Origin of the sequence: Reyranella sp. (genome assembly GCF_965279465.1) — a bacterium.
GTDB lineage: Bacteria > Pseudomonadota > Alphaproteobacteria > Reyranellales > Reyranellaceae > Reyranella.
This window is the reverse complement of record NZ_OZ257242.1, coordinates 1,652,492-1,664,682: the sequence shown is the minus strand read 5'-3', so window position 1 is coordinate 1,664,682 and position 12,191 is coordinate 1,652,492. Positions and strand designations below refer to the sequence as shown.

13 protein-coding genes are annotated in these 12,191 nt (G+C 67.6%); 6 read left to right on the top strand and 7 right to left on the bottom strand.

Annotated features, from left to right (window positions below):
* Positions 1 to 7: 7 nt before the first annotated feature.
* Genes ACQY8M_RS08105 through tsaD form a run of 6 tightly spaced genes read right to left on the bottom strand, consistent with a single transcriptional unit; the run spans position 8 to position 4,884 of the window.
* On the bottom strand, positions 8 to 961 hold the full coding sequence (locus tag ACQY8M_RS08105; RefSeq protein WP_428670661.1) for a GNAT family N-acetyltransferase: 954 nt from the start codon (positions 959 to 961) through the stop codon (positions 8 to 10).
* Positions 951 to 1,829 (bottom strand): DMT family transporter, encoded by an 879-nt coding sequence (locus ACQY8M_RS08100; RefSeq protein ID WP_428670659.1) that lies wholly within the window; start codon positions 1,827 to 1,829, stop codon positions 951 to 953. Before ACQY8M_RS08100 ends, ACQY8M_RS08105 begins: the two co-directional genes overlap by 11 nt.
* A complete protein-coding gene (locus tag ACQY8M_RS08095) occupies positions 1,826 to 2,236 on the bottom strand; it encodes an EVE domain-containing protein (protein ID WP_428670657.1) in 411 nt (136 codons plus the stop codon). Before ACQY8M_RS08095 ends, ACQY8M_RS08100 begins: the two co-directional genes overlap by 4 nt.
* A gap of 13 nt (positions 2,237 to 2,249) precedes the next feature.
* The gene (locus ACQY8M_RS08090) at positions 2,250 to 3,239 is read right to left on the bottom strand and encodes an NAD(P)H-dependent glycerol-3-phosphate dehydrogenase (RefSeq protein WP_428670655.1); all 990 of its coding nucleotides are present in this window, start codon (positions 3,237 to 3,239) and stop codon (positions 2,250 to 2,252) included.
* Positions 3,236 to 3,862 (bottom strand): TIGR02466 family protein, encoded by a 627-nt coding sequence (locus tag ACQY8M_RS08085; protein WP_428670653.1) that lies wholly within the window; start codon positions 3,860 to 3,862, stop codon positions 3,236 to 3,238. The genes ACQY8M_RS08090 and ACQY8M_RS08085 overlap by 4 nt, the downstream gene beginning before the upstream one ends.
* On the bottom strand, positions 3,859 to 4,884 hold the full coding sequence (gene tsaD / locus ACQY8M_RS08080; protein WP_428670651.1) for a tRNA (adenosine(37)-N6)-threonylcarbamoyltransferase complex transferase subunit TsaD: 1,026 nt from the start codon (positions 4,882 to 4,884) through the stop codon (positions 3,859 to 3,861). Before tsaD ends, ACQY8M_RS08085 begins: the two co-directional genes overlap by 4 nt.
* A 44-nt stretch (positions 4,885 to 4,928) precedes the next feature.
* Here tsaD and hemC point away from each other — a divergent pair, with 44 nt between their 5' ends.
* The 5 genes from hemC (at position 4,929) to ACQY8M_RS08055 (ending at position 8,836) form a co-directional block, all read left to right on the top strand.
* Complete coding sequence (hemC, locus tag ACQY8M_RS08075) at positions 4,929 to 5,846, top strand: hydroxymethylbilane synthase (protein WP_428670649.1); 918 nt, start codon at positions 4,929 to 4,931, stop codon at positions 5,844 to 5,846.
* A gap of 226 nt (positions 5,847 to 6,072) precedes the next feature.
* Positions 6,073 to 6,798 carry a M48 family metallopeptidase gene (locus ACQY8M_RS08070; RefSeq protein ID WP_428670647.1) on the top strand — a complete coding sequence of 242 codons (726 nt, stop codon included), beginning with the start codon at positions 6,073 to 6,075 and terminating at the stop codon, positions 6,796 to 6,798.
* Positions 6,791 to 7,021: a sulfurtransferase TusA family protein gene (locus ACQY8M_RS08065; RefSeq protein WP_428670645.1), complete on the top strand. Its 231-nt coding sequence runs from the start codon at positions 6,791 to 6,793 to the stop codon at positions 7,019 to 7,021. The genes ACQY8M_RS08070 and ACQY8M_RS08065 overlap by 8 nt, the downstream gene beginning before the upstream one ends.
* Positions 7,018 to 8,217: a phosphoglycerate kinase gene (locus ACQY8M_RS08060; protein WP_428670643.1), complete on the top strand. Its 1,200-nt coding sequence runs from the start codon at positions 7,018 to 7,020 to the stop codon at positions 8,215 to 8,217. The genes ACQY8M_RS08065 and ACQY8M_RS08060 overlap by 4 nt, the downstream gene beginning before the upstream one ends.
* Before the next feature lie 10 nt (positions 8,218 to 8,227).
* On the top strand, positions 8,228 to 8,836 hold the full coding sequence (locus tag ACQY8M_RS08055; RefSeq protein ID WP_428670641.1) for an NUDIX hydrolase: 609 nt from the start codon (positions 8,228 to 8,230) through the stop codon (positions 8,834 to 8,836).
* 101 nt (positions 8,837 to 8,937) lie between these two features.
* Here ACQY8M_RS08055 and ACQY8M_RS08050 read toward each other — a convergent pair whose 3' ends face one another.
* Positions 8,938 to 10,359: an aldehyde dehydrogenase family protein gene (locus tag ACQY8M_RS08050; protein WP_428670639.1), complete on the bottom strand. Its 1,422-nt coding sequence runs from the start codon at positions 10,357 to 10,359 to the stop codon at positions 8,938 to 8,940.
* 356 nt (positions 10,360 to 10,715) lie between these two features.
* On the opposite strand from ACQY8M_RS08050, the gene ACQY8M_RS08045 reads away from it, so the two are divergent.
* The gene (locus tag ACQY8M_RS08045; protein WP_428670637.1) at positions 10,716 to 12,014 is read left to right on the top strand and encodes an MFS transporter; all 1,299 of its coding nucleotides are present in this window, start codon (positions 10,716 to 10,718) and stop codon (positions 12,012 to 12,014) included.
* The last annotated feature ends 177 nt before the right edge of the window (positions 12,015 to 12,191 follow it).

Below are 12,191 nucleotides of genomic sequence, written 5' to 3'. Positions count from 1 at the left end.
CCGGTGGTCAGCGCCAGTCGTCGATGACGTAGTTGCCGGGCCGCGAATAGCCGGGCTCGTTGGGCCGATGCATGGTCACGCCCTGGAACGCGGTCCGGAATCCGCGCTGCTTCAGGTGACCGTAGGCCTCGGGCCGGCCCATGTTGGCGCCGGCCATCAGGGTCGGCGTGCCGGCCTGCACGGCGAGCGCCTCGCAGGCGTCGATCAGGCGATCGAAGGACCGCGCAGCCGCCGGGCCCGGCCGCACGGCGCCGAACTTGACCAGGCAGGTGCCGCCCCCGGCTTCGCTCGCCGGGCCGTGGTGACAGATCGCAAAGCCGATCACGCCGGCATCGTCCATGACGAGCGCCGTGTCGCCGAGCTGCAGCTCGCGCACCAGGTCGATCTCGTCGCCGAGGTCGAGTCCCTCGAACAGCGCATCGGTGAGGGCGCGGCATTCCCGCAGCACCTCCGCCCGCCGTTCGGCGGGCAGCGCGCCGTAGCGCTGCCCGCCCGCGCCGGCAGGGGACCCGCCGACAGTCCGCGCCATGACCGCCGTGAGGTAGCGTGCGGCGAAGCCGAACCGCTCGTAGAGCCCAACATGCTTGGTGCTGTGGGCAAAGGTGAACAGGCCGAGATGCGCCGCCCGCCACGACTCGAACTGCGCCATCACCGGCGCCATCAATCGCTGGCCGATGCCGCGATCCCAGAGATCGGGGCGGATCGTGAGCGGTCCGAAATACCCCACGCTGCCCCAGCGGGTCGCGAAGTTGGACCCGACCAGCGCACCATCGAGGGTCGCTCCGAATGCCGCGACATGCCTGGCGTGCCAGCGGCTGCGCACCAGGTCCCTGTCGGTCCAGAAGGTGGTGAGGTCGGGCGCACCCACGAAGGTGCCGAAAGCCTGGCGCACGATGGTTGCCGCTTCGGGCAAGTCCCGCTCCTGCAAGGGACCGACGACGACTTCGTCACTACCGGCCATGGGACGTCCTCCGCATCACACGCTCGCGATGGAGGATATAGAGGCCGGCGCCGACGATCACGGCGATACCGGCGACCGCGAGAAGGTTGGGCACGTCGCCCCACAGGGTGTAGCCGATGGCGATCGCCCATAGCACCGAGGCGTAGCGGAACGCGCCGATCACCGCCAAGGCGGCACCCGAACGCAGGGCGATCATCAGGAACTGGTAGCCGCAGGCCAGCAGCAGCGAGGAGCCCAGCACGAGCGCGACGCCGTAGTGCGACATGGGCTGCCAGCCGTCGAGCACCGCCCAGCCGGTGCCCACGACAGCGAGCGTGACGGCGGAGCTCATCGACACGACCAGCGTCGGGACGGTGGGCGGCACCCAGCGGGCGATCACGTCGCGCAGCGCGCCGGCGAGCGAGGAGAAGACCACCAGCCAGGTCCAGACGTCGACGTCGCCGGCGCGCGGCTGGATCACCATCAGCACGCCCGCGAAGCCCAGGGCGATCGCGCTCCAGCGCCGCCAGCCGACCGTCTCCTTCAGCAGCAACACCGCGAGGGCGGCGAGGAAGAGCGGCGTCGAGAGATTGACGGCGGTGGCGATCGCGAAGGGGATGTAGGCCAGCGCGACCAGGTAGCTGATCGCCGCCACCGCCTCGAGCACGCCGCGCAGCGCCACCACCGGATGACGGATGCGATGGACCTGCGGCCACTCGCCCCGCAGCAGCAGCGCGAGCCCGCACCACATGGTCGCGAAAACCCCACGCAGGCCGATCGCCTGCAGCGGCGGCATGGTTTCGGCGGCAAGCTTTATCAGCGCATCGTTGAAGATGAAGACCACGACCGACGCCGACATCGCGAGGATGCCGCGACTGGTTGGGGTCACTTGCCGGCAGACATCTTCACGATGAGCTTCCAGTGCTCGTCGCTGACCGGCACGACGGACAGCCGCGATTGGCGGACGAGGCCGAACTCCTTGAACTTCGGATCGGCCTTGATGTCAGCCAGCGTCACCGGCGGCTTGACCGGCTCGACCGGCGACACGTCGACCGTGACCGCCTTGCCCGCCTTGTCGGTCGGATCGGGATAGGCGGTCTTCACCACCTTGGCGATGCCGACGATCTCCTTGCCCTCGTTGGAGTGATAGAAGAAGCAGAGATCGCCGCTCTTCATGGCCTTGAGGTTGATCGCAGCCTGCGCATTGCGCACGCCGGTCCAGGAGGTGCGCTTCTCCTTCACGAACTGGTCCCAGGAATAGACCGTCGGCTCGGACTTGATGAGCCAGTGAGCCATTTCACTCCCCTTCTTAGTCGCTCTCGCGGCGTAGCGGTCGCGCCAGCAGGCCGCGGATCGTCGCCTCAAGGTCCGCGCCTTTGTGCAGGATAGCATCGACGGCGGTGCAAATCGGCATCTCGATGCCGTGCCGTGCGGCACGCGCCAGCACTGCCGGCGCCGTCGCCTCGCCTTCGACGACCTGGCGTCGGCCCTTCATGAACCTCGCCAGCGTCATGCCGTTGCCCAGCGCGGCGCCGAGCGAACGGTTGCGTGACAGCGGGCCGTGGCAGGTCAGCACGAGGTCTCCGAGTCCGCTGAGGCCCGTCATTGTTTCCAGCTCCGCACCCATCGCCTGGCCGAGCCGCGCCATCTCGGCGAAGCCGCGGGTGATCAGTGCGGCGGTCGCGTTGTGGCCGAGCCCGCGACCCTCGACGATGCCGGCGGCGATTGCCAGCACGTTCTTCACCGCACCGCCCAGCGCGACCCCCAGCACGTCGTGCGTCCAGTACGGCCGGAACATGCCCGCCGCGAGCGAGGCCGCAAGATCGCGGCCGACGTTCGGATCGAAGGTCGCGATGCTGATCGCGGTCGGCAGGCCGCGCACCGCCTCCTCCGCGAAGCTCGGCCCCGACAGCAACGCGAGGGAGCGGCCGGGCTGAACCTGCTCCAGCACTTCCGGCATCAGCAGCCCGCTCGACGCCTCGATGCCCTTGGCGCAGATCACCACCGGACCGCGGCCCGGCAGATGCCGGCCGACTTCGCGCACCGCCTGCGCCGGACAGACCAGCAGCAGCGCGTCGCACGCCCCGAGATCTTCGAGGCTCATCGCTGCCGCGATTCCCGCGTCGAGCGCAATGCCGGGCAGATAGACCGGATTGGCGCGCTCGTTCGCGATCGCATTCGAGATCGCGGGATCGCGCGACCACAGCGTGACCCTGCGGCCGGCGCGCCGCGCGAGGCAGGCAAGCGCCGTGCCCCAGGCGCCGCCGCCGACGACGCCGATATGAGCAGTCGTGATCACAGGCTGAGGTTGAAGGCGATCGAGATGCGCTCGGCATTGCCCTTGTAGGGCCGCACCTGGTGCAGCAGCCAGGCGGGGAACATCACCATGAGGCCGGACTTGGGGCGCACGACCTCGTTGGCGCCGACCGACAATCCACCCGGCATATTGAAGGCAAGCTGCGGCGCGTACATGGCCACGCCTGGAGCCCGCGGATCCATGAACTCGAGCTCGCCACCCAAGGACGCATCGGTGGCGATACCACCATCATCGACGTAGTAGACGGCCGCCCAAAAGCTGCCGGGATGGGAATGGAACTCGTTGCCATGGCCGGTGCGATTGACGTTGGCCCACATGTTGGCTTTCCAGGTAACTATCACCGGCTTGCCTTCGCGGTTGCAGGTGACGCGGTTGGCCGTGTTGCGGACATGGGCCAGCAGCTTGATGGCCGGTATGCCACCCCACTTGTCCATGTCCCAGGTCGACTGCCAGCCGCCGTAGTTGGAATGCTCGGTTCCGTCATCGAATTTCTTCTGCCGCCCGATCACCGCCTTCAGCTCGGCATTGAGCTCGGCGCTGCCCGGTACCTCGTAGTGCACGACCGGCGTCGGGAAGAGGGCGAAAACATCGAAGCGGCCGCTCATGTCGCCATCACCCTCGCTGTCTCGAGCGGCCAGCGCGGCCGCGGCGCAAAATCCAGCCCATCGGTCATGCCGAGCCGCAGCCGCTCGATGCCGGCCCACGCTATCATTGCCCCGTTGTCGGTGCAGAGCGTGACCGGCGGCGCGACGAGGCGGACGCCGAGCCCTTCGAGCCGGCCGCGCAGATAGAGGTTCGCCGCGACGCCGCCGGCAACAACGAGGGTGTCGTTCGGCGACATCGTCAGCGCGTTGCTGCAACGGTCCACCAGCACATCGGCAACAGTACGCTGGAACGAGGCGCAGAGATCGGTAACCGCCCGTGCATCGTCCCCGGGCAGCTTTTCGACGGTCTGCCGCACGGCGGTCTTCAGCCCCGAGAAGGAAAAGTCGCAGCCGGGCTTGCGCCACATCGGCCGCGGCAGGGCGAAGCGCTTCTCGTCGCCGCCCTTCGCCGCCTGCTCCACGGCCGGCCCGCCTGGGGAGCCCAGGCCCAGCAGCTTGGCGGTCTTGTCGAAGCATTCCCCGACCGCATCGTCGATCGTCGTGCCGAGCCGCGTGAAGTCGCCCGGCCCGCGCACGGTGAGGAGCTGGCAATGACCGCCCGACACCAGCAGCAGCAGATAGGGGAACATCACCGGCTCGGTGAGGCGCACCGACAGTGCATGGCCTTCGAGATGGTTGATGGCGAGGAACGGTTTCTCCCGAGCGAAGGCCATCGCCTTGGCGGTCATGACGCCCACCATCACGCCACCGATCAGGCCCGGTCCTCCGGTTGCGGCGATGCCGTCGAGGTCGCCGAGCTCCAGGTCCGACTCGGCGAGCGCCTCGGCGACCAGCCCGTCGATCCGTTCGAGATGGGCGCGCGCGGCGATCTCCGGCACCACGCCGCCGAAGCGGCGATGCTCGGTCAGCTGGCTATAGACGACGTTGGCGAGGATGCGCCCGACCGGCGCATCGCCCGGCGGCGCCTCGACCACGGCGACCGCTGTCTCGTCGCAGCTCGTTTCGATACCCAGGACACGCATGCGCGACTTCTAGCCTCCGGGGATGACCTGCGCTAGAGCAGCGCATGGCCTCCCTCCTCCGCCTCGGCACGCGCGGCAGCAAGCTTGCCCTCATCCAGACCGGCCTGGTGCGCGACGCGCTCGCCGGCGCCGTGCCGGCGCTGGCCGCACCCGATGCGATCGAGGTGGTTGTGATCAAGACCACCGGCGACATGATCCAGGACCGGCCGCTGTCCGAGGCCGGCGGCAAGGGCCTGTTCGTCAAGGAGATCGAGGAAGCGCTGCTGTCGGGGCACATCGATGCCGCCGTGCACAGCATGAAGGACATGCCGACAGCACAGCCGGCCGGCCTGGTGATCTCCGCCTTCCTGCCGCGCGAAGACGCACGCGACGTGCTGATCGCGGGCGATGTCGGACGGATCGCCGACCTGAAGCAGGGCGCCGTCGTCGGCACCGCCGCGCTGCGCCGGCGCGCGCAGCTCCTGTACCAGCGCCCGGATCTCAAGGTCGTGACGATCCGCGGCAATGTCGACACGCGACTGGCCAAGCGCGCGGCCGGCGAGGTCGAGGCCACCCTGCTCGCGCTCGCGGGCCTCAACCGCCTCGGCCTCTCGGTCGGCACGCCGGTACCGGAAGGCGAGATGCTCCCGGCCGTCGGCCAGGGCGCGGTCTGCATCGAGTGCCGCGTCGACGATGCCCGAACGATCGGCTGGCTGGCCGCGATCAATCACGCCGCAACCGCGATCTGCGTCACCGCCGAGCATGAGATGCTCGCCGTGCTCGACGGCTCTTGCCGCACGCCGATCGCGGGCCATGCGATCCTCGACGCCGACGGCGCGCTGTATTTGCGCGGGTTGATTGCCAAGCCGGATGGCTCGGAGCTGATCGCCACCGAACGGCGCGGTCCGTCAGCCGACGCCGAAGCGATGGGCCGCGAGGCCGGCGACGAGCTGAAGCGCCGCGGCGGCCCGGATTTCTTCTGAAACTCCTCCCCATTCAAATGGGGAGGTGGCGCCGTCTTACGGCGTCGGAGGGGTCATGAGCACCAGTCGAGTTGCTCATGACCCCTTCGTCGCGGATTACCGCGACACCTCCCCATTTGAATGGGGAGGATAGCTCCAATAGAGTCGCCGTATGCGGCCCCTCATCCTGCTTGCGCTGTGTTTGCTCGCAGCCTGCGATTCGGCGCCGGTCACCGGGCGGTCGCAGATGATGCTTGTAAGCGAGGGCGAGGAGCGGCAGCTCGGTGCGCAGGCCTATCGCCAGGTGCTGGCAAGCGAGCCGCAATCGCACGACGCCGCATTCAACGCACTGGTCGACAAGGTCGGCCGGCGGATCGCGCAGGCCGCCGAGCGGCCGCCGGCCAACATGTGGAAAGCGCCGCACTACAGCTGGGAATTCCGCACCATCGAGAATAACGTGCCCAACGCCTTCTGCCTGCCCGGCGGCAAGGTCGCCGTCTATTCGGGACTGCTGCCGATCACGCGCACCGAAGCGGGCCTCGCGACGGTGATCAGCCACGAGGTGGCGCACGCGCTGGCCCGCCACAGCGCCGAGCGGCTGAGCGACCAGAAGGTGGTGAGCGGCGCCACCCTGCTGGCAGGAGCCGGGCTGGCTGTCGCCGGCGGTCGCACCGGCGCCACCTATGCGCCGATGGCGATGGCGGCGATGGGCGCCGGCGCGTCGGTCGGCATCCTGCTGCCGATGTCGCGCACGCAGGAATCGGAGGCCGATCACATCGGCCTCGTGCTGATGGCGCTGGCCGGCTACGACCCGCACGAGGCGATCGGCCTGTGGGAGCGCATGCGCGCGGCGAGCCGCGGCCAGAAGAAGCAGCCGGAATGGCTCAGCACCCATCCCACCGACGACACACGCCTCGCCGACATCAGGCACTGGGTGCCCGAGGCCATGAAATACTACCGCCGCCGTGACTGATCGCCTGGAGTACGATGCGACGGGCCTGCTGTGTCCGCTGCCGGTGCTGCGCGCCAATCGCAAGATGCGCGAGCTCGACGCCGGCGGGCTGCTGACGGTGCGCGCGACAGATCCCGCGGCGGAGCAGGATTTCCCCGCGTACTGCCGGCAGACCGGCCATGAACTGGTTTCGATTGCCCGCGAGGGCGATGTGTTGGTGTTTGTGATCAGGAAGAGAGCATGAGCGATTTCAAGACGATCGATTCCGAGCGGGTGTCGGGCAAGCGCGTGCTGGTGCGCGTCGACCTCAACGTGCCGATGAAGAACGGCAAGGTGACGGACGCCACGCGCATCGAGCGTGCCGCCCCGACCCTGAAGGAGCTCGCCGAGAAGGGCGCCAAGGTGATCGTGCTCAGCCACTTCGGCCGGCCCGACGGCAAGCGTGTGCCCGAGATGTCGCTGAAGCCTCTGGTCGAACCGCTCGCCCGGGCGCTTGGCAAGCCGGTGGCGTTCGCCGAGGACTGCATCGGCCCCGAAGCCGACGCGGCGGTGAAGGCGCTGAAGCCGGGTGACGTGCTGCTGCTGGAAAACCTCCGCTTCCACAAGGAGGAGGAGAAGAACGACAAAGGCTTCGTCGACCAGCTCTCGACCCTGGGCGATATCTACGTGAACGACGCCTTCTCGGCGGCGCATCGCGCGCATGCCTCGACCGAGGGCGTGGCTCATCTGCTGCCGGCCCTGGCCGGCCGGCTGATGCAGGCCGAGCTCGAGGCGCTGAACAAGGCGCTGGGCAATCCGAAGCGGCCGGTCTGCGCCGTCGTCGGCGGCGCCAAGGTCTCGACCAAGCTCGACCTGCTGGGCAATCTCGTCGGCAAGGTCGACAAGCTGATCATCGGCGGCGGCATGGCCAACACCTTCCTGCAGGCGCAGGGCATCGCCGTCGGCAAGTCGCTGTCGGAGAAGGACCTCGGCAAGACCGCGCTCGAGATCCTGGACAAGGCGAAGGCGGCGAATTGCCAGGTGCTGCTGCCGGTCGATGTCGTGGTCGCGGGCGAGTTCAAGGCCGGTGCCGCGAACAAGGTCGTCGACGCCAAGGCCTGTCCCGACGACCAGATGATCCTCGACGTCGGACCGAAGTCGATCGCGCTCTACCAGAAGGAAGTTGCCGAGTGCGCGACCTTGGTGTGGAACGGCCCGCTCGGCGCCTTTGAGCTGAAGCCGTTCGATGCCGGCACCGTGGCGCTCGCGAAGACCGTCGCCGACCTCACGAGCTCCGGCAAGCTGCTCTCGGTCGCGGGCGGTGGCGATACCGTTGCGGCCCTGGCGGCGGCGGGAGTGGAGGAGAAATTCTCCTACGTCTCGGCGGCCGGCGGCGCGTTCCTCGAATGGATGGAAGGCAAGGCGCTGCCCGGCGTTGCAGCGCTGATCCGGGCGGCCTAGCCTCGGGGGCATGAGAGCCCCCATACAACCCGAACGTCCGCGCCTTCCGTGGGATCCGCCCGAGCATTTCGAGAAGCGCATTCCCGAAGGCGACAACCGCGAACGCCTGATTTGCGGGCGCTGCGAGTTCATCCACTACCAGAACCCGAAGATCGTCGCGGGTGCGGTCTGCACGTGGTCAGACAACGGGAACGAAAAGATCCTGATGGCCAAGCGCGCGATCGAGCCCCGCAAGGGGTTCTGGACCTTGCCGGCCGGCTACATGGAGCTGGGCGAGACCACCGAGCAGGCCGCGCAGCGCGAGGCGAAGGAAGAGGCCTGCGCCACGATCGAGATCGACCGGCTGCTGGCGATGTACAGCGTGGCGCGCATCGGCCAGGTACAGATCATGTATCGCGCGCGGCTGGTGAACGAGGACGTGGCGGCCGGCGTCGAGAGCGAGGAGGTCGCGCTGCTCGACTGGGCGGACATCCCATGGGACCAGCTCGCCTTCCCGACGGTCGTCTGGGCGTTGGCCCACTTCCACGAGTCACGCGGCAAGGCTGATTTCGCGACCTACTCGAATCCGACCGGAGATCTCGCGAGGATGTGGCCACCAAGAAAGCCGTCGGGTGTGTGACGGCCGCCGGGAGCGCGGCTCTGGAGAGCCGCACTCCCAGCAAAAAAGGGAAGGACACGGGCGTGTCCTTCCCCTTTGAGCATGCGAGAGGATGAACCTCCTCAGGCGCCGGCGATCGCCTTCACCTCGAGGAAATCCTCCATGCCGTACTTGCCCCACTCGCGGCCGTTGCCGGACTGCTTGTAGCCGCCGAACGGGGCGGTGCGCTCGTTCGGAACGCCGTTGAGGTTGACGTTGCCGGCCCGGATCTTCTTGCCGACCCGCTTGGCGGCCTCGACCGAGCCGGCCGAGACGTAGCCGGCGAGGCCGTAGGGTGTGTCGTTGGCGATCTTCACCGCCTCGTCCTCGTCCTTGGCGCCGAGGATGGTGATCACCGGTCCGAAGATCTCCTCGCGGGCGATCGTCATGTCGTTGGTCACGTCGGCGAACACGGTCGGGCGGACATAGAAGCCCTTGTTGACGCCCTCGGGCAGGCCCGGGCCGCCGGCCACGAGCGTCGCGCCCTCGTCGACACCTTTCTTGATCAGCGCCTGGATCTTGTCCCACTGCGTGCGATTGACGACGGGACCGATCGTGGTGCCCTCGGCCTTCGGGTCGCCCGCCTTGGTCTTCTCGGCGACGGCCTTGGCGATCGCCTTCACTTCCGACATCTTCGAGGTCGGCACGATCATGCGCGTCGGCGCGTTGCACGACTGGCCCGAGTTGTTGAACACGTGGGCCACGCCGCCGGAGACCGCCTTGGTGAAGTCGGCGTCTTCCAGGATGACGTTCGGCGACTTGCCGCCGAGCTCCTGGCTGACCCTCTTGACCGTATTGGCGGCGCGCTTGGCGACGTCGATGCCGGCGCGGGTCGAGCCGGTGAACGAGATCATGTCGATCCCTTCGTGCTCGCTCATCGCGACGCCGACCTCGGGACCGAGGCCGTTGACGAGGTTGAACACGCCCTTCGGCACCCCGGCGGCATGCATGACCTCGGCGAAGATCAGGGCCGAGGTCGGCGTGAACTCCGACGGCTTCAGGATCATGGTGCAGCCGGCGGCGATCGCGGGTGCGACCTTGCAGGCGATCTGGTTGAGCGGCCAGTTCCATGGGGTGATCATGCCGACCACGCCGATCGGCTCGCGCACGACCGTGGCCGAGCCGACCTTCTCCTCGAAGTGATAGTCCTTCAGCACCTGCAGGGTCGACATCAGGTGACCGAGGCCGGCGCCGGCCTGCGCACGCTCCGCCATCGGTTGCGGCGCGCCCATCTCGTCGGAGATGGCGGTGGCAATCTCCTTGGAGCGGGCCTTGTAGGCGTCGATGATCTTCTCGAGCAGCGCGATGCGCTCCTCGCGGGTCGTGAGCGAGAACGTCTCGAACGCCTTGCGGGCCGCGGCAACTGCCTTGTCGACGTCCGCCTTCGAGCCGACGGCCACGTCGTACAGCTTTTCTTCGGTGGCCGGATTGACCACCGGGACCGTCTTCATGACGGCGGGGTCGACCCAGGCGCCGTCGATGTAAAATTTCATGCGATTGGTCATTTGACTTATCCTCCTTGAGATTCCGGAGCCGTATCGGGCGGCGGCAATTCGGCCTTGGACGCCGGAACTTAGCTCCTGGGCAGCCTGCTGCCTACGGCCATGAATGTACGCCCGGGCCGGTCGAGAGGGCAATGCGCTATAGTCGGCTGGCTATGAAGCCAACGCGCGTCCTGCCTGATCGCTCGAGGGGCCTGCGTGAGCCTGCCGGGCATTTCCGCGTCGGCCGCGTCGTGAAACCACGACGAATAAGCGGCCCGCCCCTTCGACGTAAGCGTCCGTTCGTGCTGGAGTCGTGGTTGGCCCATCAGGGTCGCAGTCTCGGGACAATCGCGACGGCTGACGTGTTGGAGAGGTCAATGGCGCGCAGCCGATATCGATGGTTCATCGTCTTTCTCCTGTTTGCGATCACGGTCGTGAACTATATCGACCGGGCCGCGATCTCTTACGCCATCCCCCTCATGCAGCGGGATCTCGGCCTGTCGTCACCGGACGTCGGCGTCATCCTGGGGGCGTTCGGCCTGGGCTATGCCGCCACGACCCTGATCGGCGGCTTCGCCGTGGACCGCTATGGCGCACGGCTGGTGCTCACTGTCGCCGCCCTGCTGTGGAGCCTGTCGATCGGCGCGACGGCCGGCGCGAGCGGGTTTGCGCTGCTGTATGCGGCGCGCCTGCTTCTCGGCGTGTCCGAAGGGCCCAACTTTCCCGCGATGACCGGTGCGGTCAGCCATTGGCTTCCGCCGCACGAGAGGACGACGGCCTTGGCGAATGCCCTCGTTGCCGTCCCGCTGGCGCTCGCAATCGGCGGCCCCGTCGTCACGCAGCTCCTGAGCTGGCTGGATTGGCGTGCGACCTTCGCCGTCCTGCTCGTCATTTCGCTCGCGTGGGTGCCGCTGTGGTTTTTCCTGTTTCGCGACGACCCTGCCGACTCCCGCTTCGTGGGTGCCACGGAACTGGCCTACATCCGGTCCGGGGATGGCGCGGTGCCTTCAACATCGCACGGTCCCGTGAAAGCCTGGCCGACGGCCCGGTCCCTCAGGACGTTGCTGACCAACAGGACCCTGGTCGCCAACTACTGGGCCTTCTTCGTGTTCGGCTATTTCCTGTTCTTCTTCATGAGCTGGCTGCCGACGTACCTGAAGCAGAAATATGGCCTCGACCTGCAGACCATCGGCCTGTTCTCCGTGCTGCCCTGGGTGTCCGCGGCCGTCGCGCTGTGGTTGCTCGGTCGATTGTCCGACCATCTTCTGACGACGACAGGTCGCCTGCGCGTCGCACGCTCCTATCTCATCGCCGGCAGCCAGTTCGTTGCGGCTCTGGCCGTCATTCCCGTGGCACTTACCGACAACCTCGGCATTGCCATCGCGGGCATCACGGTGGCGGTTGCCGCCTCCATGGGCGCGAATGCCGCCTACTATGCGGTGAACGTCGACATCACCCCGCAGCGCGCCGCAACAGCCCTTGGCATCATGGACTTCGGCTTCGCGATCGCCGGCTTTCTCGCGCCGGCCATCACTGGCTGGGTCCTGCAGATGCGTGGTTCATTCGTCGACGGATTCCTTTTGATGGCGGGCCTCGCGCTGTCTTCAGTATTGGCCGTTCTCCTGTTCCATCACCCGGACAGGGATCGAGAAGCAGCAGGACCATCGACGCCCTAGCGCCAACCGACGCGGCCGGTTTGAGGGCGAACATGCGCTTGATGTTCCAGGCCAATAAGACGAGGCTCCATCCGCTGTGGGCGGGACGACCGCGCAAATGGCACCGCGCAGGGCCGAGGAAGAGGCCCCTGCCAAGACCGAGATCGACCGACTGCTGGCGATTTACGACGTGGCGCG